At 35.2% G+C, this 23,371-nt stretch carries 18 protein-coding genes, 1 pseudogene and 1 riboswitch; of the genes and pseudogenes, 18 read left to right on the top strand and 1 reads right to left on the bottom strand.

Features of this window, described 5'->3' with window-relative positions:
- The first annotated feature begins 160 nt into the window (after window positions 1-160).
- From JP39_RS08470 to JP39_RS08455, 4 genes are all read left to right on the top strand, one after another.
- Window positions 161-427: a phosphocarrier protein HPr gene (locus tag JP39_RS08470; protein WP_041500491.1), complete on the top strand. Its 267-nt coding sequence runs from the start codon at window positions 161-163 to the stop codon at window positions 425-427.
- A complete protein-coding gene (gene ptsP, locus JP39_RS08465; protein WP_041500493.1) occupies window positions 427-2,148 on the top strand; it encodes a phosphoenolpyruvate--protein phosphotransferase in 1,722 nt (573 codons plus the stop codon). The genes JP39_RS08470 and ptsP overlap by 1 nt, the downstream gene beginning before the upstream one ends.
- A gap of 267 nt (window positions 2,149-2,415) precedes the next feature.
- Complete coding sequence (locus JP39_RS08460; RefSeq protein ID WP_041500495.1) at window positions 2,416-3,120, top strand: Tim44 domain-containing protein; 705 nt, start codon at window positions 2,416-2,418, stop codon at window positions 3,118-3,120.
- A 28-nt stretch (window positions 3,121-3,148) separates the two neighbouring features.
- On the top strand, window positions 3,149-3,676 hold the full coding sequence (locus JP39_RS08455; RefSeq protein ID WP_041500496.1) for a hypothetical protein: 528 nt from the start codon (window positions 3,149-3,151) through the stop codon (window positions 3,674-3,676).
- 65 nt (window positions 3,677-3,741) lie between these two features.
- Here JP39_RS08455 and JP39_RS08450 read toward each other — a convergent pair whose 3' ends face one another.
- Window positions 3,742-4,317, bottom strand: coding sequence for a TetR/AcrR family transcriptional regulator (locus JP39_RS08450; RefSeq protein ID WP_041500497.1), 576 nt, complete (start codon window positions 4,315-4,317; stop codon window positions 3,742-3,744).
- A gap of 255 nt (window positions 4,318-4,572) precedes the next feature.
- Here JP39_RS08450 and JP39_RS08445 point away from each other — a divergent pair, with 255 nt between their 5' ends.
- From JP39_RS08445 to ltrA, 14 genes and pseudogenes are all read left to right on the top strand, one after another.
- Window positions 4,573-7,587, top strand: a complete 3,015-nt coding sequence (locus JP39_RS08445) for an MMPL family transporter (RefSeq protein ID WP_041500498.1) — start codon at window positions 4,573-4,575, stop codon at window positions 7,585-7,587.
- Between the two features lie 1,613 nt (window positions 7,588-9,200).
- The gene (locus tag JP39_RS08440; protein WP_041500499.1) at window positions 9,201-9,536 is read left to right on the top strand and encodes a hypothetical protein; all 336 of its coding nucleotides are present in this window, start codon (window positions 9,201-9,203) and stop codon (window positions 9,534-9,536) included.
- The gene (locus tag JP39_RS08435; protein ID WP_041500500.1) at window positions 9,533-10,294 is read left to right on the top strand and encodes a hypothetical protein; all 762 of its coding nucleotides are present in this window, start codon (window positions 9,533-9,535) and stop codon (window positions 10,292-10,294) included. Before JP39_RS08440 ends, JP39_RS08435 begins: the two co-directional genes overlap by 4 nt.
- A 429-nt stretch (window positions 10,295-10,723) precedes the next feature.
- Complete coding sequence (locus JP39_RS08430) at window positions 10,724-11,959, top strand: MFS transporter (RefSeq protein ID WP_041500501.1); 1,236 nt, start codon at window positions 10,724-10,726, stop codon at window positions 11,957-11,959.
- Window positions 11,960-12,081: 122 nt separating this feature from the next.
- On the top strand, window positions 12,082-13,392 hold the full coding sequence (locus JP39_RS08425; protein WP_041500502.1) for an SLAP domain-containing protein: 1,311 nt from the start codon (window positions 12,082-12,084) through the stop codon (window positions 13,390-13,392).
- 731 nt (window positions 13,393-14,123) lie between these two features.
- A riboswitch (ZMP/ZTP riboswitch) is annotated at window positions 14,124-14,203 on the top strand.
- Between the two features lie 50 nt (window positions 14,204-14,253).
- Complete coding sequence (locus JP39_RS08420) at window positions 14,254-15,246, top strand: ABC transporter ATP-binding protein (protein ID WP_053085031.1); 993 nt, start codon at window positions 14,254-14,256, stop codon at window positions 15,244-15,246.
- Between the two features lie 103 nt (window positions 15,247-15,349).
- Window positions 15,350-16,141 (top strand): ABC transporter permease, encoded by a 792-nt coding sequence (locus tag JP39_RS08415; RefSeq protein WP_041500503.1) that lies wholly within the window; start codon window positions 15,350-15,352, stop codon window positions 16,139-16,141.
- A gap of 3 nt (window positions 16,142-16,144) precedes the next feature.
- Entirely contained in the window at window positions 16,145-16,921 is a 777-nt protein-coding gene (locus JP39_RS08410; RefSeq protein WP_041500504.1) for an ABC transporter permease, read from the top strand.
- Between the two features lie 9 nt (window positions 16,922-16,930).
- Entirely contained in the window at window positions 16,931-17,284 is a 354-nt protein-coding gene (gene folB / locus JP39_RS08405) for a dihydroneopterin aldolase (protein WP_041500506.1), read from the top strand.
- A gap of 4 nt (window positions 17,285-17,288) precedes the next feature.
- Window positions 17,289-18,351 (top strand): annotated as a pseudogene (folE, locus tag JP39_RS12870) (GTP cyclohydrolase I FolE).
- 13 nt (window positions 18,352-18,364) lie between these two features.
- The gene (locus JP39_RS08395; RefSeq protein ID WP_041500507.1) at window positions 18,365-19,657 is read left to right on the top strand and encodes a bifunctional folylpolyglutamate synthase/dihydrofolate synthase; all 1,293 of its coding nucleotides are present in this window, start codon (window positions 18,365-18,367) and stop codon (window positions 19,655-19,657) included.
- The gene (folP, locus tag JP39_RS08390) at window positions 19,658-20,683 is read left to right on the top strand and encodes a dihydropteroate synthase (RefSeq protein ID WP_053856741.1); all 1,026 of its coding nucleotides are present in this window, start codon (window positions 19,658-19,660) and stop codon (window positions 20,681-20,683) included.
- A 48-nt stretch (window positions 20,684-20,731) separates the two neighbouring features.
- Window positions 20,732-21,256, top strand: a complete 525-nt coding sequence (locus tag JP39_RS08385) for an NUDIX domain-containing protein (RefSeq protein WP_245626322.1) — start codon at window positions 20,732-20,734, stop codon at window positions 21,254-21,256.
- A gap of 726 nt (window positions 21,257-21,982) precedes the next feature.
- On the top strand, window positions 21,983-23,368 hold the full coding sequence (gene ltrA, locus JP39_RS08380) for a group II intron reverse transcriptase/maturase (protein ID WP_041500509.1): 1,386 nt from the start codon (window positions 21,983-21,985) through the stop codon (window positions 23,366-23,368).
- The last annotated feature ends 3 nt before the right edge of the window (window positions 23,369-23,371 follow it).

Below are 23,371 nucleotides of genomic sequence, written 5' to 3'. Positions count from 1 at the left end.
GGCTCTAGTGTTGTAAGCGTTAAACGTCTTATCACACTTGACTTATCTCAAGGTTTTTTATGCAAAGCCCTTGTGAAAATTTGAAGATAATGGTAAATTAATTAGTGAATATTTGTAGTACAGCTACAGAATTTTATAATTATATGGTGAGGTATTTATTATGGAAAAGAAAGAATTTCACATTATTGCAGAAACAGGAATCCACGCACGTCCAGCTACTATGTTGGTACAAGCCGCAAGTAAATTTAGCTCAGATATCAATATCGAATTCTCAGGTAAATCAGTAAACTTGAAGTCAATCATGGGTGTTATGTCACTCGGTGTTGGCCAAGGTGCTGACGTTACAATTACAGCTGATGGTGACGATGCTGCTGATGCAGTTGCTGCTATTGCTGATACTATGACAAAAGAAGGTTTGGCAGAATAATGGTTAAAACTATTAAGGGAATTGCAGCCAGTGATGGTATCGCTACTGCTGAAGCATACCTTTTAGTTCAACCAGATTTGTCTTTCACAAAGAAAAGTATTTCAGATGCTGATGCAGAAGTCAGTCGTCTTAAGGATGCTATTTCAACATCAGATGATGAACTAACTAAGATCAGAGATATCGCTAAGGAATCTCTAGGTGAAGAAGAAGCTCAAGTCTTTGATGCTCACAAGATGATTTTGGCTGATCCAGAATTTACAGGTGCAGTTGAACAAGAAGTTAAAGATAAGAATGTTAATGCTGAACAAGCATTGCACGACATCTCAGAAAACTTCATTGCCATTTTTGAAGGAATGACAGACAACCCATACATGCAAGAGAGAGCAGCCGATGTACGTGATGTTACAAAACGTGTTATGGCCCACTTGCTTGGCGTATCACTTCCAAACCCAGCATTAATCGACCACGATGTCGTTATTGTTGCGCACGATTTGACACCAAGTGACACAGCTCAATTGAACAGTTATGTTAAGGGATTTGTTACTGATATCGGTGGTCGTACAGCCCACTCAGCTATTATGGCACGTTCTCTAGAACTACCAGCTGTTGTTGGTACTGATACAATTACAACCGATGTTAAAGAAGGACAAAAGGTTATCGTTGATGGTTTAAACGGTGCTGCTATTGTTGATCCTTCTGAAGATGACATCAAACATTACAGCGAATTAGCTAAGAATTTTGCTGACGAAAAAGCAGAATGGGAAAAATTAAAGAACGAACCTTCAGTTACTGCTGATGGCAAGCACTTTGATATTGCAGCTAATATCGGTACACCTGATGATCTCCAAGGTGTTCTTGATAATGGTGCCGAAGGTGTTGGTTTGTACCGTACAGAATTCTTGTACATGCAATCAGAAAGCCTTCCAACCGAAGAAGATCAATTCAAGGCCTACAAGAAGGTTCTTGAAGGCATGAAAGGTAAGTCAGTCGTTGTCCGTACTATGGATATCGGTGGTGACAAGCATTTGCCATACTTACCACTTCCTGAAGAAATGAACCCATTCTTGGGCTACCGTGCTATCCGTATCAGTTTGGATAGACAAGAAATCTTCAGAACTCAACTAAGAGCTTTGCTACGTGCATCAGCTTTTGGTAACTTACGTATCATGTTCCCAATGATCGGTACTTTGCAAGAATTTAGAGATGCTAAGAAGGTCTTTGAAGAAGAAAAGGCTAAGTTAGTTAAAGACGGTGTTAAGGTTTCTGACGACATTCAATTAGGAATGATGATGGAAGTTCCAGCCGCTGCTGTTCTTGCAGACCAATTCGCTAAAGAAGTTGACTTCTTCAGTATTGGTACTAACGATTTGATTCAATACACTATGGCTGCTGACCGTGGTAATGAACACGTTTCATACCTATACCAACCATATAACCCTTCAATCTTGAGATTGATCAAGCACGTTATTGAATCAGCTCATAAAGAAGGCAAATGGGCCGGCATGTGTGGTGAAGCCGCAGGTGACAACACTATGCTTCCATTGCTATTGAGCATGGGTCTAGATGAATACTCAATGAGTGCTACATCAGTACTTCGTGTAAGAAGTTTGATGAAGAAGTTGAGTACTAAGGATCTAGCTACATTGGCTGATCGTGCTGTTAACGAATCAATTACTAATGAAGATAACAAGAAGCTTGTTGAAGAATACTTGAACAAGTAATCTTTTTTAAAGAGACTTTGCAGAGATGTAGGTCTCTTTTTTTTATTCCGCCAGAGAGTTCAAGTGTCAATTGGGTATAATGTATACTTCTGATTGTTTAGTCTGTGTTATATTTAAAATTCGGAAAAGACCCGCAACTTTTTTGCAGGCCTTTTTGAGACGTTTAATTTTAAAATGATTATTTAATTGCTTTTAATGCCAACTAAAATTTTTAGTTTGCTGTACAGTAAATTAAGAGCAACTTTGATATAGATTGAGGACTGAATTTTGAAAAAAATGACACTTATTATGGCAATTATGAGCTTATCATTTCTATTTATCATTACTCCCACGAGGACATTTGCTCGAGCTGGCGGAAGTATGGGTGGCAGCTCTACAGGAAGCAGCAGTACTAGTAGCAATTCAAGTGACAACTATGATAATTATCGCGGATACCGTGGTTACGGCGGCTTTGGGAGAAATCGTTTCTCATTAGTGGATGCTGCTTTAATTGGATTTTCAGGACTTTCTTTTTTTCATTTTTACAGGCGTAATCGTCGAGAAAATTATAAAATCCCTGAAACATATGATGCACTTACTCCAGAATTGAATACTCACTTTGAACCTTTTTTCTATAAGGTGGAGGATGCTTGGACTAAAAATGATTTGGAAACTTTGAAAACACTGATGTCACCGTACTATTACGCGAAACAAAAGAGAATTATCAATGGGTATATTCGTGGTCATAAAATAGATCACCTTGATGGATTGGTAATAATTGATTTGGAGCAAGTCGTTACATCATCGGATGAAAAAGTTCAGGTTATTGTGACAGCCCAAGCGCGGGACTATTTTCAGTATGATAATAAGCCCGAGAGTTATAATCAGCAGATTCAGGAAGATACAAATATCGAACGTTTTAAAGAAATTTGGACGTTAGTGTGGAAAGATGAAACTAACTTACAACTTTGCAATATTAAGACAATAGGTTGATTAAATAAGAAGTTAAGTGGGGGAAAATATGACTCTTTTTAAGATTATCCTTGGCAGTTTATTAGTGATTATTGCTATTCCGATGTATATTATCGGATTTAGGAGTAATCGTAAGTCTAACAAGTTGCGTAAAAATATTGGTGATATTGAAATTTGGAAAATGTCGATTATTTTAGCTCAGGAATATCCTAAAGAGTATAAACGAAATAAGCAGAACAGTCGGGTATTTTTGTTCGGATATATTATTTTAATTATCAGTCTGACAGGTTTGCTCGTTAGTCTATATACTCTTATTTCCTATATGGATAGTACAATTACGGTTATTGCCGCGCTTGTTGGAATAGTGGCAGATATCTTGATAATGATTTTTTATCGTCGTGTTTTGGAAACAAAGTTAGAAACTCAAAATTCTTTGAAGAAGGTTTCTGATCCAGAAGTTCAGGAAAAGCTTTCAAAGTTTATAAATGCTAATCAACTTGCATTGAAAGGCGGTAAATATTTATTACCATCATTTTTATTTTTGTTTATAGCTTTACTGGTATTTTTGACGTTGTAGCAATTAATTATTGTTCACGAAATAAAGAGACTTGCAATTTTGCAAGTCTCTTTTTAAATCCCAAATTATAATCCACCATGCAACAGCGTAGTTAAGTACTGGTCAGCCTCAACTTTACTAATATCAGGCTGTTCGAACAAGCACCATTCCAACATCACAACAATCAAATCACTATAAAATCGAGCTAACAATTTAGCAGGCACACGTTCAGATGTACTGGGCAAGGCGTTTTCCACAATAATTCTATTAGCCTCATGTTTCAAATAATGCGAGGTATTATGCCAAAGATGCGAATCAACGCCATTGTTTAGTTTGATTTTTTCCAATAGTGGAATATGTTCATGGAAGAAATCCAGTAACAAATTAAATGTTTCAATCAAACCATCTTCATTTTTAGCGACACTTGGAAGTTGTTTCAAGATATCACGACCGATGTATGACCAGAGATATTCCAATAGATCCAGTTTATCATCGAAATAATTATAGAAAGTGGCCCGAGGGTATTCACTCTTTTGGCAAATATCGTTAACAGTTATCTTATCAAATTCTTGTTCTGCCAAGGATTCAAACATAGCAACTCGAAAGGCTTTGAGCGTACGTTTAGCACCAAGTGTCAGGTGGTTAGTGACATCAATCTTCATTTTATAATTCTCCCCAAAAACATATATATAGTTAGAAAATACTTTCTGACTACCGGAAACCTTAACAATATTCTAGCATAGTGTAACCGCTTTACTTAAAATATTATGTGTCCAATATTTTGCATATTCAAATATATGTCTAAATATAGGCTGATATACAGAAATTGTCTCTTGTATAAATAATTCATTAAATTTATGATTGTCACAGTATTTTCAGAAAGTAATTATGTGATATTCATGTAAGGAGATAGAGTTATGCAAAAGAAGCTGAGCAGATATATTGCAGCTTTGATTGGTTGGATCATTGTGGTCGTCGTTGCACTTGTGGCTATGCCTAATGTATCGCAGCTGGTCAGAAATAAGGGAAATTTCACTTTACCTAGTTATGCCGAAAGTCAGAAGGCTTCCAATATTGAAAAGAAAGCCAATGGTAATAAGGCAGTTCGAACTTATACAGTCGTTTTCAAGAATGACAGTGGTGGCAAACTTTCGTCATCGCAGTCAGACAGAATAGATGACAAATTAAATGAATTGGATAATAAGAAATTACTCAAGATTAAGAATGTCATGGGTCCCAGCGATAATGCTGAAACTAAAAAGCAGCTGATTGCTAAGGATAAGACGACGCAACTAGCTCAGGTAACTGTTAAGAAGAACAATTACGTTGGGCAGCAGGTCAAAGAATTGCAGAAACAATTGGATGTTTCTGGGATTCATACTTATGTGACTGGTGTCGATGCGTTAAATGATGCCTTTTCAACTGTAACTGAAAAGGGGATTCAAAAGACTGAAGTTATTGCGGTGATTTTCATTTTCATCGTTTTGATCATTGTCTTCCGTTCGCCAATCGTGCCACTGATTTCCTTACTTAACGTTGGGGTAGCGTTTGTTACTTCATTGAGTATCGTTATGAATCTTGCACAAAAAGTTAACTTTCCAATTTCCAACTTTACTCAAGTTTTCTTGGTCGTAGTGTTGTTTGGTATTGGTACGGATTACAATATTTTACTTTATAACTACTTCAAAGGAGCGTTGGCGCGGGGACTTTCGGCTAAAGAGGCTTCACATGATGCCCAAATTCACGGTGGACGGACGATTCTTTACAGTGGCTTGTCAGTCTTCATCGGATTCTCAGTCCTTGCTTTAGCTAAGTTTTCGTTCTATCAAAGTGCCGTTGGTGTCGCCATTGGTATTTTGGTGCTACTCGCAGTTTTGTTGACGCTCAACATGTTCTTTATGCAAACGTTAGGTGAGAAAATGTTTTGGCCTAGCAAAGTCAGTGCTGGTGGTGGCAAGAGTCGGATTTGGTATGGCTTATCAAGATCAGCCTTAGCATATCCGGTTGTCATGCTTGGTATCATTGCTGTCTGTGCAGTGCCATTTTTCATCAACCAGAATTCAACTTTGAATTTTAATAACGCTGACGAAGTGCCAGATAGTTATCAAGCAAAAGCCGGTTATCAGATTATTCAAAAGCACTTCAGTAAAGGTATGTCAGCTCCAGCAACGGTCGAAATTGAGGATAATTCCAAGATGACTTCCCAAGCTAAATTGGCTGCCATTGATGACTTGACAACTTATTTACAAAAAGAACCAGGTGTTAAGACGGTCACTTCCGCGACTGAACCTGGTGGCAATAAAATTAAGAGTATGTATCTCAAGAATCAATTACTAACTATTACCAACGGTTTGACGACTTCGACTAAGGGACTAGGGAAAATCAAATCAGGTTTGAGTTCTGCTAGTTCCCAATTGCAGAGTGCCAATATTAGTGGCAGTACTGCTCAAGTTCAACAGTTAGCCAATGGTACGAGTGAGTTACAAAGTGGTGCTCAACAATTATCCAGCGGTATTAATGAATATACTTCTGGTGTCTCGAGTATCAACAGTGGCGTTCAGAGTGCCAATAGCCAATTGCCAACTTTGACAAGTGGTGTTTCCACATTGAATAGCAGTTCCACACAACTTGCATCTGGTATGTCACAGTTGCAGTCGCAAGTTAGTGCTTTGTCAGGTCAAGCTACACAATTATTAACTTTGATGCAGGCTTCTGGACAAAATACGACAGCAGCAGCTGGTGAGATTTCTCAATTACAAAGTTCAATCAGTCAATTGAGTGCTGGATCAACGGCGCTTTCATCAGGTATTTCTCAATTATCAGGTTCTATGCCTAGTTTGACTTCAGGCATGTCAACATTAGCCAGTGGAACTAATAGATTAGCTTCAACCAGTTCAACCTTAACTTCTGGTGGTCAAAGTGTTGCCAGTGGAACAGCGACAGTCAATAGTGGCGTTCAACAAATGAATACACAATTGAAACAAATGTCAGCTCAAGTTACTGAACTCGAATCTGGCTTAACTTCAGCTAATGATGGTTTAGATACTTTGGCAAAAGGTAACACGACAATGAAGACTTACTTGGATGGATTGCGGACATCATACGTTGGCGATACGTTCTATCTACCAAAAGATACGATTAAGAGTAAAGCCTTTAAGCCAGCACTTGATGCATACATGAATGATAATCGAAAGATTGCTTCATTAACTATTGTGTTCAAGGGTGATCCTAATAGTGATACCACTTCGAAAGAATTGAAGACGATTCAATCTGATATGAAAGCCAAATTAAAGCATGGTCCACTCAAGCATGCAAAGGTAGCAGTCGGTGGACAAACTTCTCAGAATAATGATTTGAGAACACTTGCTAACGGTGACTTTGGTCGGACAGCTACAATTATGACTATTGGTATCGGAATTGCATTAATAGTTGTAACTGAATCAATTTTGCAACCATTGACGATTATCGGGACTTTGTTGTTAGCATATGAAGTTTCACTCGGTATCACCAGAATCTTCTCAAGACTAGTGCTTGGCGACAATATGTTGAGTTGGAATACGCCGTTCTTTACATTTATCATGTTGATGGCGTTAGGTGTTGATTACAGTATCTTCTTGATGATCAGGTTTAAAGATGAACCAATGCCGGATTTGAAAGACAAGATGCTAAATGCGGCAACATCAATCGGAACAGTTGTCATTTCGGCGGCAATCATTTTGAGTGGTACGTTCGCAGCTTTGATGCCATCAGGCGTTACAACTTTGATTCAAGTTGCATTAGGCGTTATCTTTGGTTTAATAATCTTGGTTATTATCTTGCCATTGACCTTGTCAGCTTTGATAAGTTTGACGACTTGGCATAATAAACGGATGGTTAAAGTTAAAAAACCTAAAGAAAATAAAGAAGCAGCTGAGGCTGATTCTAAAGAATAAAAAAATAATAGCTTGTTTCATCTTTTGAGGGATGAAGCAAGCTATTTTTGCTTTTGGGTTTGCCGCCTCCGGTTGCCGGGGAAAAACAGTTCTGCTATGGGGACCGGTCCGAGCCAGAGAGCGGTCTCGAACCTCGATTTTGAACTTCGCAAAGTACGCGAATTTCAAAACTCGTCCCGTGGTGTAATGGCTAAAGCCATAACGCCACCTTCATTGCAGACTGTTTTTCCCCGTCAGCCGGAGGCTAGTTTTTGTGATGGACTGTTTTATTTTAAAGTTTAGGTATTTATTATGGGAAGATACTTAAAAAGACGCAAAAAAATAAGCCATCTTAGACTTACCCGGTCAATTGGCTTACTTTTTGGTTGACTAACTTGCTACCACTTTCGTGGAGTTGTGGCGGCAGGCCCTCTGTATGGGTCTGTCGTCCTTTTAATACAAAGATATTGTATCAGGTGAGTTTGAGAACAGCAATAAAATAGGAACATATTTTGGCAGTAAATTTATGATTAAAAGTACTGCATAATAATGAAATATATCAGCCATATTTTGTTGCTAGGAAATGTAATAACCAGCATACTGTGGTTGCAACTTGTCGAAGGTGGTAGCTAATTCCAAGTAAAGCGAGGTGAAAGCTATGGAAACATAGTTAATAACTTATGGAAGAAAGGATTAGCTGTTGTATTATTTGATAGCGCTCATCGTTTTGCTAGGTGTTCTGAGAACAGTCGTTAAACAGTCCAATGGACTGCTGTCTGATCTCACGCACTTAGTCAGGGCATGGAAAAGATTTAAAAAGACGCTAAAAAAATAAGCCATCTTAGACTTACCAGGGTCGTTGGCTTATTTTTTAGTTGACTAACTTGCTACCACTTTCGTGGAGTTGTGGCGGCAGGCCCCCTGTATGGGTCTGTCGTCTTTTTTAATACAAAGATATTGTATCAGGTTAGTCTGGTAACGGCAATAAAATAGAAAGGTTATTTTATACTAACCAATCGAGATTATTGTCTGATCTTATGCACTTAGTCAGGGCATGGAAAAGATTCAAAAAGACGCTAAAAAAATAAGCCATCATAGACTTAGCAGGTCGTTGGCTTACTTTTTTGGTTGACTAACTTGCTACCACTTTCGTGGAGCTGTGGCGACAGGCCCTCTGTATGGGTCTGTCGTCTTTTTTAATACAAAGATATTGTATCAGGTTAGTTTTAGAACAGCAATAAAATAGAAGTGAAATTTGAAGTAAATTGTGGTTAATGGCACTGCTGTCTGATCTCGCACACTTAGTCAGGGTATAGAAAAGATTCAAAAAGACGCTAAAAAAATAAGCCATCCTAGACTTAGCGGTCGATTGGCTTATCCTTTTGGTTGATTAACTTGCTACCACTTTCGTGGAGTTGTGACGGCAGGCCTTCTGCAGTGGTCTGTCGTCTTTTTTAATACAAAGATATTGTATCAGGTTAGTTTGGTAACAGCAATAAAATAGATAACAAATTTTCAACGTTTAAAGAAGCACGAAAACATCTAGTCAAAGTAACCAATCTTGACCCCAATCATGGCAGTGATTTCATAATTTATGTTAACCTAGAATAAGAAATTTTCTTGAGAGGGGATTTATGAAAAACAAAGTTGTCCGTAATTTCTTAATATTCGTCGTTTTTTGGTTGGCAATCATGATGGGAATGAACGCCATGCATAAGCAACCACTATTTTACAATTTTCCATGGGAAGTGTTGCTGATTTTCCTATTAGCACTGATCCAAATCACGACTAATTATCAACGTAAAATTGTTTGGGGTATTTATTTCGTGGTTTTCTTTATCTATATGTTACTAGTTGGCAGTTACGCAAATTGGACGTCACTAATAATTTTTGCCATAATGTCAGTTTTCATGACCGCAATTACGTATTATATTGGTAACCAATTCAAAAAAGGCGAACAGAAAAAATGAAAAAATTATCCTGGCTGATTGTGACCTTGAGTTTACTGTTGATAGCAGGTTGTAGTGCCAAAAATAATGACGCTAAGCAACAGGAACAAAAGCTTCAACAGACGATTCGAAAAAATCAAAAGGTTTGGAATAAGCAGAAAAAATCGGCCGTCAATATTGATCACAAAGGTTACGCACCATTCATTTCGCAGGTTCCGACGGGTTACAACGATGAGGATATGACACTGTCGCATTTTAAGAATGGCAGCAAGCTAGTTGTCAAAGCTCAAGTCGTCAATTTGGAACAGGAACATCCGTCTTTAGTAACTGAAACTAAGGCGACTATTTATATTGAAAAAGTTATCTCTGGTGATAAGGCCTATCAGGGGAGAACCATTAAAACTGAATTTTCCGGTGGCTTGAGTACAGCCAAATATCAATTGACTTCGATTGAGGGTAATTATGTTGGAGCAAAATTTGGCATTGAAAATCCGAAGACGTCAGTTTATCTCAGTAACCCCGATATTCCGATGTCCAATATTGGTCAAAGAATAATTGTTGGTCTCAATAAGTTTCATCCTGAAAGTGAAGCCGAGAAGAAGACGTATCAAAAGAATGGTTTAACGACTAAGAATTTCTTCGTCATAAGTAATCCTGAAGTTACTTATTGGGTTCAAAAAAATGGAAAGTTTAAGTTGAATAATCCGGCGTTTTATAAAGATGAGAATAAGCATCGCTATCCTAATTTAAATAAGATAACTAAATCTTTTAATAAGTAATAATATGCATTTATACCTATTTTGTAGCTATTTGAATGAAACAAGTGCAATTTTCTTCAAGCTTTACCTAGCATTTTAAAATCAGCTCATAAGGCAATAGAAGACAATGCAGAACTAATGAAAAGGCTAGAAAGTCTATGATTTTTTTATCAAAAGCCGAAGAGTTTTTAGTGATGATCAATTTGAAATCAACATTCATTTAAGTAAAGGTACTAAAAAGAAACTGAACAGTTGTTAGTTCGGTTTCTTTTTTTATTATTAAATTTAAACTAATTTACATTTTGCAAAATTAAAAAATACTGTGGCGTAAAGATGTCATTAAATTAAATAGCAGTTGAAACTACAGGACAAAAAGGATATTGATAAATATTTATCCAAAGAGTAATATTAGAACAATTATAATAATATTCTAATTTAAGAAGGCGACACATGGATAAATTTAAAAGACAAATCTATTTGGCAACTTCGGCATCATTCGTTTCTGGTTTTGGAAATGGGATGTTTTCGTTTGCTATTGACCTGTATGTTTTGCGAGAATCATCATCTCCATTGTGGTTTGCTGGGACACAAATAATATCACCATTGATTGCCTTCTTTCTTTCACGCAAGATAGGTACCTTGATTGATCAAAGGTCACACAAAACCATTCTCAAATGGTCGTATCTATTTGAGTTCGTAGTGACTATGTGTTACTTCCTTTTACTACGACTAAAAATTGCGATGTCGATGAAATTTCTAATAACGCTTGTCGTGCTCGTGTTTATAAACATCTTTAATTTGATTGAGCAGACAGCGTATCAATCGTCCGTTATTAATCTGGTCCCTGAAGAAAAGATTCAACGATTAAATTCACTGCAACGATTAGCAGCTTCATGTTCACAGATATTTTCACCAGCGCTAGGTGCAGCCATATATTCTTTGCTCGGAATTTACAACATGGTATCAATTAGGTTGGTAACAGTGGTCGTTTCGTTATTGCTAATATTAGGAATAGATTTTCATGCATCGGTTGGTACTACGGAAACTAATGAACCTGAAGTTTGTGAAAATCATAATATTAAAATATGGGAAATCTTACAAAAAAATCGGGTTTTGCTATATGCCATTGTTATGTCGGTTGGGGTAAATATTTTCCTAGCTATTTCGAATATTGCACTGCCATTCATGATGGTGCATGTGTTGAAATTTACAAATGGACAATATGGTTTACAGCAGACGATGGTGGGAGTTGGATCCATATTGGCGGGACTCATTCTCTCAGTAGTGAAAAATATTAAGAATCCGATTCGAATGAGTATGCTTGCAATGTTGAGTATATCGTTTTCATTAATGATCTTTGGAAGTACCGGAATTATAAAGACACCTCATTTAATGAATTTATTAATATTTTTCATCGTGTCAGTCATCATGGGGGCGTCATTGGTCTCAATGGAAATTCCAATGAGTACTTACATGCAGTCATCCATTCCAAAGAATATCCAAGGTAGAATTTTTTCATTTGTCTTTGGAGCTTCTCAAATAGCTATGCCAATTGGAACGGTTATTGGAACTGCCTTAGTATACAAACCATTCGTTCTGCTAATAATTAGTGGAATTTTAATGATGGTATTTGTAATAGTCAATTATTTAAGGAATGGCAGAGTTAATATGAAAGATGTTTTATAATTACGGTTACTCAAGAAACTTTTGTAATATTTTAAATTAGTGTTAAACCTCATCTGAATATCCGAAATAATCAATTTATAGTTATACAATTATTATGATTATATTTAGATGGAGGGGTTTTTATGAAAAAAAGTACATCATTATTGTTCAGTGGACTATTAGTTTCAGGTATGGTCCTTGGTGCTGTCGCAACAACACCAACAACAGTTCACGCTGATGGTACTGCTACCACACAAGCTGCTGCAAATGTAACTAATAATGTTAGATTTGTTGACCAAGATAACAATTACGTTGCTAATAAGAGTTTGCAAGGTGTTAAAGGAGCAGCTATTAATTATGCTCCAGATGGCTATGCAGTTCCTACTAATAACAAGAATGTTTTCGGTGACGATAACACTACTGTTACAGCAACTGTTACTAAGATGATTTCAGTTAACGTTAACTATGTTGACCAAAATGGTAAACTTGTTAACTCCGAAGTTATCAACGGTGGTGTTGGTAATACAGTTAAATTGACTGATCTACCAGCTGGCTGTAACTGGGTCAACGATGCTGAACAAACTATCACATTAGTTGATGGCAAGGAATACAACGTTCCTGTTACAAAGAAAGTTTTCAATACAGTTATTTTCAAGACTTCAGATAATACTGAAGTTGGCCGTACAGAAATTTTCAGTGACAAAGTTGGCGATGCAGTTAACTTAACATCAAGCCAAGTCCCAACAGGCTACACAGCAAGCACAACAAGTTTGACACTACAAACTGATAACAACACACAATTTGTTACAGTTTCAAAGAGTGCTGACGCAGCTACTGGCGAAGTTACTGTTAATGATAAAGCAGCTCAACTTTACACTAGTTTAGGCAATGCTATTACTGGTCGTACTTTGAAAGCTAACTCATCATGGAAGACTTTCGAAACAAAAGTTATCAAAGGAAAGACATACTACCGAGTTGCTACAAATGAATGGGTTGAAGCAAGTGCAGTTACCGTTAATGACGATACAACAAATGCTGTAACACCATTTACAAGTAACGTTACAACAGGTGGAGTAGTTTCAACATTGTACGATAAGACTGGTAAAGCATTATCAGGCCGTGCCTTGGGTCCAAACACATCTTGGAAGACAGCTGGTAAGATGGTTTTGAATGGTAAAACTTATTATCAAGTTGCTACAAATGAGTGGGTTGACGCAAGTACAGTTACTGTTGCTGGAGAAACAACAGCTAACTCAAATATCACACCTTCAAAGGGTGTCGTAACAATTGGTTCAAGCGTTGCTATTCTTTATACAAAAGACGGAGTAGCAATTACAGATCGTGCTTTAGGACCTGCTACAAGATGGCAAACAGCTAATAAGATGACTCTTAATGGAGAAACTTATTATCAAGTTGCTACAAATGAATGGGTTAAGGCAAGTAATTTAAAGTAGAGAGTGGAGCGAGCAGAAGAAAATGGCTTGCGGAACTCATTTTAGAGTCACTGACTATATAAAGAATCCAAAACAAAAAGGGTTCTTTCTCAAGTTTGGTTATAAGAAAAGGAAGATATTTCTAACTTGATTGTTAAAGTAGGAAGCATCGTAAGCGCCGGATTATGAGGTACCATTCAATTGAACGGCAAATAGGCAACCATCACTGGTTGCCTATTTATTTGCGCTTTAATTGAACCGTAGGTGACCACGGCATGTAATTCATCAACGTTTGTTGATCTACGATCGCCAAGTTGGGTATTTCTATAAAAGGGTAATTAAGATATTTTCGAGTACCCCAATTTATTAACTCGACAAAGCATTAATGTTGTATTCCTGAAATTGGCAATTCATAATTAAAGATGTAAGGATAAAGGTGTGCTAACTTTATTCTAAAGTAGTGGATTAAAAATTATAGATATGAATTCTACGTTACGCCATGTTGTGGTATTGAATCAAGTTTATAGTTAGTTTGCAACAGGAATCAATGGGAATACGGTCCTTGCTTGTGGTCTTTCTGATTACGGAACGTTCTGAATTATATTTTGATAAAGATAGTTCCAAGTGGAATTAATTTATGTACGATGATATTCCATAAAAACTATATAGGCCACAGAAAATTTAAAATACGAAAAAATATAAAAAACCATCCAAAATTTGTTGTTAGTTATTTGGAATTTTGCTAATCTTTAACAGAACTATATAACTGGCGGATGTAGAATAAACTACAAGGGAATATAGTTCTTAATAGTCGACCGCCTGGGCATCTCTTTTTAGAGGTGCCCTATTTGTGTCTCAAATATTAAGAAAGGATAAAGATAATTGGATATTGTATTTTCAAATATTTCAAAAGAGTATCAGGTAAAAAAGAGACAAAATAATTCTTTTCTTAATTTTTTTAATAGGGATTATGAAATAAAGTCAGCATTAAAAAATGTTAGTTTTCAAATAAAAAAAGGGGAGATTATTGGATACATTGGACCAAATGGAGCGGGGAAGTCCACCACCATTAAGATTATGACCGGTATTTTAAAGCCAAGTAGTGGAGAATGCTACGTATTGGGTGTTAACCCAATGGAAAATCGTATGCAATTTGTAAAAAGGATTGGTGTGGTTTTCGGTAATAGGTCCAATTTGATGTGGGATTTACCGGTAATTGACACAGTCTATATGATGAAAAAATTATATTCAATTCCAGAGGAGGTGTTTTTAACTAATTTAGCAGAGTTGACTGAGATGATGGATGTTGAAGATTTATTGCAGATACCAGTGAGGCTACTTAGTTTAGGACAACGAATGCGCTGTGAAATTATCGTTTCACTTTTACATAATCCTGAAATTCTCTTTCTTGATGAACCGACATTAGGACTTGACGCTCGTTCCAAAATAGCTGTCCATCAGTTCATAAAAAAAGTTAATGAGAAACGAAATACTACCGTCATTCTAACAACTCATGATATGAATGATATTCAAGCCTTAACAAGTAGAGTGATTATCATTGGGAAAGGAAGTAAGTTGTTCGATGGAGAGTTTAGGGCTATAAAAAATAAGTACAAAAGCACAAAAAAAATCCGACTTGAAATTAACCAAGTGGATCAAATTAATTCCGTGGCTACTCAAATTAAACAGCAATTTCGTCCGAATAATATGACGGTAATTGCAAACGAGATAGGAGTTGAGATAAGCAAGGAAATGGGGAGTCTTGATGATTTTATTCAGTTTATATCTAAGAAAAAAATAATAGACAATTATCAAATTCGGTCTCTTAATATTGATGAGATTATTGCCCGTTATTATTCTGAATTAGACATTTGAATACATCGTTTCAAAAGTTGAAAAATGCTTAATCTTTAGTAAACTGACGAATTACTAACTAGTGTTACAAACTATTTAATATACAAGGATGTTAGGTGGATTTATGTACAGTAGTATTTTTATCTACAGAATCAAACAGATGTGGCAATACAAAATCTCATTAATATCTTCTTTGCCACTATATCTGATTAGAGGATTTTTGACTATTTCAATTATGATGACTTTCAATGGCTTTTCTTCTCAGATTAATCAAGTAAGTAAATTAATAAACTATATTTGGATACAAACCTGTTTTGCACCTTTTATTTATGCCTGGATTATTGACAGTGAGTTGAATAACATAATCAAGACCGGGAATATCGCATGTGAATATATGAAACCAGTGGATTTGTATTGGTCATGGTTTATGCGATTAATAGCACAACGTATATTCACTGCTACTGCTTCAAGTATTCCCCTATTACCACTTGTAATCTTTCTTCCTAAACCTTACGCCTTGGAACTACAGATGTCACAGGAAAAAATAATGGCTTTTATTGTGGCCATTGGATTGGCACTAATATTAAATACTGTTTTATCTCTACTTGTTTATATTTCTGTTTTTCATACTTTCTCTATTACAGGTTCCTTACTTATTTTTGGATCAATTATGGAATTTTTAAGTGGACTAGTTATACCATTCTCATTATTTCCGGAAAGCGCAAGGAAAGTGCTGGGGATATTGCCTTTTAAATATGGAGCAGCGTTCCCCCTTCAATTACTAACGGAGAAAACAAATTACATAGAAAATTTATTGGGGATTATAAATCAATTAATTTGGATAGTATTTATTATAGTTCTTGGAAAAGTATGGCTTAAAAGGAATATCCAACACATCATTGTACAGGGGGGATAAACTTTGAGTGTTTATTTAATGTTAGTCAGAAAAAGTATTAAATCCCAATTGGAATATAATATTTCTACTTATTTACTCATCGTGGGACAATTTATTGCACAAATGACTTTTATTTTAGGTTTCTTTTTACTATTTAAATCCCTTGGATCCATCAGAGGTTACAGTTTTTCACAAGAATTATTAGTATATGCACTAGTAAATATTTCCTACACTTGTGCGGAAATTGTTGGCAAAGGGATTAATAACTTGTCAGATTTGATTAGACAAGGAAACTTGGATATTTATCTAATACGACCACAACCATTACTAGTGCAAATATTTGGGAGCGGTGTGGAAATTTCTCGGATAGGTCGGTTAATTACATCAATTATATTATTAGTCTTGGCAATCCGCAAAAGCTCTATTCAATGGGACTTTTTTAGAATAGTTGCACTGTTTATGATTCCATTTGGTGGAATTACTCTATTTTTAAGTTTATATATTCTATTCGGATCTTTAACATTCTTTACCGTCAATGCAATCAATATTTCAATATTACTGATGGGTAGTGGGTCAGACTGTCTTCATTATCCTGTGGATGTTATGAATAAGGGAGTGAAAACTATTTTAACTTATATCTTTCCGTTTGCTTTAATCAATTATTATCCATTTCTATATGTATTTGGTAAATCAAAAGACTCAGAGCTTGTTTTTGTCCCATTCCTATCCATTATATTTTTGTTAATTATTTTAAAATTTTGGCAATATAGCGCGACCCATTATTCAGCTACTGGGTCTTAGGAGAAAAATATGTACTGTATAAAAATTAATAACATGAAATTTCATTCTCATATAGGTAAATATGCAGAAGAAAAGAAAATGGGTCAAAATTTAGAAATTGATTTGAGGGTTGAAATGAATAAGTTTGTTGTTACAGACAAGATTGAAGATACTATCAGCTATTCTCAATTTTATGAAATAATTTCGGAAATAGTTTCTAATAGTAGAGTTGATTTAATTGAAACATTAGCTCAAAAAATCATTTTCGAAATAAAGAAAGTTGACGAGAAAAAAATTATTGATGTAATTGTAAATGTAAGAAAATTGTCAGTTCCTATTGATGGGATTTTTGACAATGTGGAAGTTGAAATGAGAGGGCGTTGATCATATGAATCAAGTTTACTTAAGTCTAGGAAGTAACATTGACAATCGAGAACAATATCTAAAATCTGCGATACGCTATCTTAGAAATGACAATAATATTTTTGTTGAAAAAATTTCATCAGTTTATGAAACTTCACCAGTTAGCAAAGTAAAACAATCAGATTTCTTAAATTTGGTTTTAAAAGTTTCAACAAAATATGATTCTATGGAATTACTTGATCAGATTCACATAATTGAAAAAAGATTGAATAGAAAACGGGTTTTAAGATGGGGTCCGAGAACTATTGACATGGATATCTTATACTTTAATGTTGATTGCCTTGTATCTGATGTTTTACAAATCCCACACAAAGAAATAGAAAACCGATTATTTGTAATGGTTCCTCTTTTAGAAATTTGTGAAAATGATTTTTATAAAAAAAAGCAATTGGTAGAATGTGTTTCAAAATTGAAAGATACTAAACAAAAAATAAAAAAATGGAGTTGATATTATGTCCGTAAATAGAACAACCAACATCGAAGAATCCGTAAGAAACATTATCAAATTGACTGGCGATAATCCAGAAAGGGAGGGATTACTAGAGACTCCAAAGCGTGTTGCTAGGATGTATCAAGAAATATTATCTTCACAAGGAAAAAAGAAGTTTGAGGAATATAAAATTTTTACAGCAAATACCACAAATAATTCTCAAATGATTTTGATTAATGATATTCCATTCTATTCAATGTGTGAACACCATATGTTACCATTTTTTGGAACAGCACATGTAGCCTATATTCCCAACAATGGTAAAATAATTGGATTGAGTAAAATCCCCCGTTTAGTAGACTTTGTTTCGAGAAAATTAAATGTTCAAGAGAATATCACTAGAGATGTAGCTTTAATTTTAGATGAAATATTGAATCCTAAAGGAGTTGCCGTTGTATTAGATGCTCGTCACATGTGTGTAGAGATGAGAGGAATAAAAAAAGGTAATTGTGTTACTAGAACATCATTTTATAGTGGTAAGTTTGACAAATATCCTCAAATGAGATACGAATTCTTACAAAATTTGAATAATAAATAGGATGGCATTGAAAATGGATGAGATTCTCTTCACAAGTCAATTGCCTCTATTTCTGTATGATAAGGGTGATAGAATCAGTTTACTAAAAAACATTTTGAATTTGTTGGGTAACCCAGACCAACAATATAAAATTATCCATGTTTGTGGGACAAATGGTAAAGGTTCAACAAGTACAATGATTGCAACATTACTCTCTGCATCAAAATATAAAACAGGATTATTTACTAGTCCGCATATTGAAAGTATTAATGAAAGAATCAAGATTGATGGTAAAAATATTAATACAAGCACTTTCAAAAATTACGAAAAAAAGATTATCCAATGTCTACAGAAATTAAATATAACCGAAGATATTTCATATTTTGAGATGTTGTTTTTAATTGGTGTCCTTTATTTTGCGGAGCAAGAGTGTAGTTATGTTGTTTTAGAATGTGGACTGGGTGGAGAGCTGGACGCCACTAATGCCATTACTAAAAGTGAATTCACGATTTTTACTAAAATTGGTATGGATCACATGAACGTGCTAGGAAGTACACTAGAAGAAATTATCGATACAAAAATCAAAATAATTAGAAAGAATTCTGTTGTTATAATAGCTCCTAACCAGCAGAAACTTTCAATATTAAAGATTCAAGAAGAATGCAATTTAAAAAAGGCAAGAGTACTAAACTCTGAAACAAAAATAAAATATTTAAATTTTTGTGATGGTAAGGTAACATTTCAAGGAAATGATGAAAAAAAAGCTTTTTTATTCCCACTAAACGTTAATTATCAAAAGGAAAATTTAAGGACGGTCCTTACCTGGTATCAAAATTTTTGTAATCAAAATAATTTGAAATTTGATTCTAACTTTTTGAATATTGCTTTCCAAAATTTATCAATTAAAGGTAGATTTGAAATTGTAAAAAAGAGCCCACTTGTTATAGTAGATGTTGCTCATAATGTAGATGGAATTCAAATGTTTGAAGAATATGTTAATGACAAATATATAGACTTTAAAAAAACTATTATAGTTGGATTCTTGAAGGATAAGGACGTTAGTGGATGCTGTCGAATTCTATCAAAAATCGAAGCAAAATTTATTTTAACTGAGCCCATAAATAAAGTAAGAACAATGCACACTGCCGAACTTGCAACCATTTTTGATAAAAGTAGTCTAATCCCTCAATATAAAACAACCAGTGATCCTGTTGAAGCAATTGATATAGCTATGGCAAACAATATTGGTGACAAGCAAGTTATATTTGTTATTGGATCATTTTATCTTGTAAATAAAGTAAGAAATTATATAAGGAGTGTTAGGTGAATGCTTATTAGTGAGGTTGAAAAAGGCAATTCTGAAAAAATTCTTTTGCAATTTTCTCGTATGAATAAAGAGGAGATTGAAACCCTGTTTTATATTGTAAATAAGTTATTTTGCCGAATGAATAGAATTAATGATAGTTGGTTCCTACAATTAAATATCCATCAATTAAGATGTTTTTTGATTGAATGTCATAAAAAAAAATTCTCAAAAAATGAAATGGATACTTTATACTCTATTTTGAATAACAAGAAAGTTATTTGGTCTGGGAGAAGTTTCAACTTTGATTTAACATATAAGCCTATTATTTGTTCAATAATAAATTGTACACCGGATTCTTTTTTTGATTCGGGAGTACGGGATACTACTTACAAAATTATTGATAAAATAGAAAATGATTTATATGAAGGTGCGTCTATAATCGAAATTGGCGGTAAATCAACGCGTCCGAATCATTTAGAAATATCTGATTATGAGGAATGGACGAGAGTAGAACCAGTTATTAAAGCTGTAAAAGAAAATTTTCCAAGTACTGTGTTATCAATTGACACAAACAGTTCTTTTGTTATGGAAAATGCACTTAATAAATATGGTGTAGATATTATTAATGATATTAATGGGTTTGAGAGCATCAAAAAATTAAAAATCATAAGTGAATATCAACCAAGTGTAATTGTAATGAATAATGGACGAGATGGTGGGAAAAACATTGTAGATTTATATAATTATTTTGATTCCAAATTGGATCAATTGTCATCTCTTGGTTTAAAAAAATCTCAAATAGCCCTTGATCCGGGCATTGGATTTTCATTGCATAGCAATCCGACAGATGACATGATTCGAATTAAAATCATTTCTCAATTAAATCATCCAACAATGATTGCAATTTCTAGAAAAAGTTTTATGGGAAAACTCTTTGATTTGGATGTGAATGATCGTTTGGTGTCGTCTATTATTCTAGAGGGAATAATGATACGGTCTGGGGAAGAATATTACGTGTACATGACGTTAAAGCAACAAAAAAATTAATTGAAATTGTAAATCTTTATGAGAAAACTACCTTGGGGGATAGTATTATTGCTTTTAAAAAATAGTATATTAAACAATTTAAAACATCTAAAAAAAAATACTTTTGACCCAAGTGATTTGAGAAGGATAAGCGAGGTAGAGGAATTAATTAAATTGAATAGAAATTTATTGAGAAAAGATAATTCAAAAATTCACTTATCTGCCAGTGCTGTTGTTTTCATTGGTAAAAAAATGATTTTAGTACAACACCCATATCTGAAAAAAAAGCTTTTACCAGCTGGACATGTGGAGGCTTTAGAAGATCCATTATCTACAGCCATTAGAGAACTTAGAGAAGAAACAGGTTATGTTGGTGAAAGCATAAGTACCTTCTCCCTTGTTGACGTGAATTTAATTAGTATTCCGCTAAATTTAAAAACAAACGAAAAAGAACACATCCATATAGATTATCGATATCAACTTAAACTTGGATCCGAAATCAAGTCGTTAGCTGCATTGCCAACATATTTACTAGATAAAGAAGCCACCCCTACAGAATTTAAAAAATATTTTGTATTTAACCGGATATTATGATTCACCAATTTGTATTTATGGATTATAAATTAATGAAATATGTATACGTAAGAGGTTAAGAATAAATACATGTAACTGACACTCGTGTATGGAAAGGTTAATAATAGATGATAGTTGTATGTTTGTTTACAAAAAATGTTTTAAGCGTCTGTTGTGTGGAATAAGTAAATCATTTTTAAAGCGTACTAAATATACTACTAAAAATTGAAAAAAGGGATAGTATGCTGTAGTTGCGCTTCTTTCTTAAACCTAGTTACCTTAAGCACTAATCTGATGTATTTTCAGATTAGCGCTTTTTGTGTGCGCCCGGCATGGGCGCTGACTTGGTGGTGAAAGTCCACTGTGAGCCGTAGTAGTCGGAATCACTAGCTGAGGACAAGGGTGTCTGCCGTGAGGCAGAATATGAAGGAAGTCTAAAGCAAAATACTGAGCTTACAAGAAGTGGCTATAAGGCTGTGTCTACTGGATAAGGATGCACAACAATCCAAAGTCCAATACTACTCGAAAGTAGATGCAGTAAAGCCAACAGCTACATGGTATGAAAGTTAGCGTTCTTACCCGGGGAGGTCTGTGTCATATGTTTGGCAAGGAAACGGAATGTATCCTACAAGCAAACTAGGCAGTGATGTCTAGCTGAATGGTACAGAAGTCAGCCGAGGTCATAGTAGTCGCTTGCGGCGAAGGACCGAACATTAATAACTCTTGTTGATATTGGGGGTGGAAGCGGTGCGAAAATCGCAGAAAGCAGAACAAAAAGCTGACCATCTGAAGAGGATAGGTCTGGAAGACCAAAGACAATCAGAGGCGCGTAGTACCGCCTCTGGTGAAAGTACGACGAAGAGTGGCATCTCATTCAAAGAACTAGTATTAAATAGAGAAAATCTCAACCTAGCTTACCAAAAGGTCTATGGAAATAAGGGTGCTGCTGGAATAGATGGTATGACTGTCTATGAATTATTTGATTACATCAGAGAGAATAAGTCTGAATTGGTTGAATCAGTGGCTGACCTTACATATAGGCCAAGTCCAGTCAGAAGAGTAGAAATACCAAAACCAGATGGGACTAAACGTAAATTGGGAGTACCAACGGTCGTTGACCGTCTGATACAACAGGCAATTGCGCAAGCGATGACGCCTGTCTTTGAAAGAGCCTTTTCAGATAACAGCTTTGGTTTTAGACCTAATCGAAGTGCTCACGATGCCATAAAACGTGTCACAGAATTTTATAATCAAGGCTATCACGTTGTGATAGATCTTGATTTAAAAGCGTATTTCGATACTGTCAATCATGACCTACTATTGAAGTTCATCAGACAATACATCGATGATGAATGGCTATTGAAAATGATTCGTAAGTTCCTAACTAGTGGAGTAATGGACGGACAATTGTTCCAAAAATCTGAAAAGGGTACACCGCAAGGTGGTAACCTCTCTCCATTGCTTGCCAATATCTATTTAAATGAGCTTGATAAGTTGTTGTCCGCTCGCGGGCACAAATTCGTTCGATATGCCGATGATTGTAATATATATGTCAAAAGCAAACGTGCAGGATATCGAGTTCTAGGTAATATTTCTAAATTTCTTGAGAAAGACTTAAAAGTAACGGTAAATCAGAAGAAGACCAAAGTTGGGTCTCCTTTAAGATTGAAGTTCTTGGGATTTTCGCTTGGCGTATCGGCCAAGGGCACTTACGTGCGCCCTTGCCAGCAATCCAAAAAGAGAGTTAAACAATCACTCAAGAAAATAACGAAGAGAAATCGAGGCAGAAGTCTCGATGAACTCTTCAAGGAAATTAACCAGAAAATGGTTGGTTGGATAAACTACTATGGAATTGGAAAAATGAAAGCATTTATCAAATCACTTGATGAATGGCTGCGTTCTAGAATCAGACAATACATATGGAAGTCGTGGAAGAAAATAAAAACCAGATTTAAAAATCTGATAAAACTAGGAATGACAAGAACCCAAGCTAGAACTTTCGACAACACCCGCAAAGGATATTGGCGAACAGCACATAGCAAGACGTTGTTGTACACTTTGACAAATGAAAAACTGGAATCACTTGGACTAATAAATATGTCCAAGAGACTCCAGTTTATTCAGAATGCTTAAATT

This window comes from Companilactobacillus heilongjiangensis (assembly GCF_000831645.3).
Taxonomy (GTDB): Bacteria; Bacillota; Bacilli; order Lactobacillales; family Lactobacillaceae; genus Companilactobacillus; species Companilactobacillus heilongjiangensis.
Note: the sequence above shows the minus strand (reverse complement) of the source record. Positions and strands in the feature narration are given on the sequence as shown.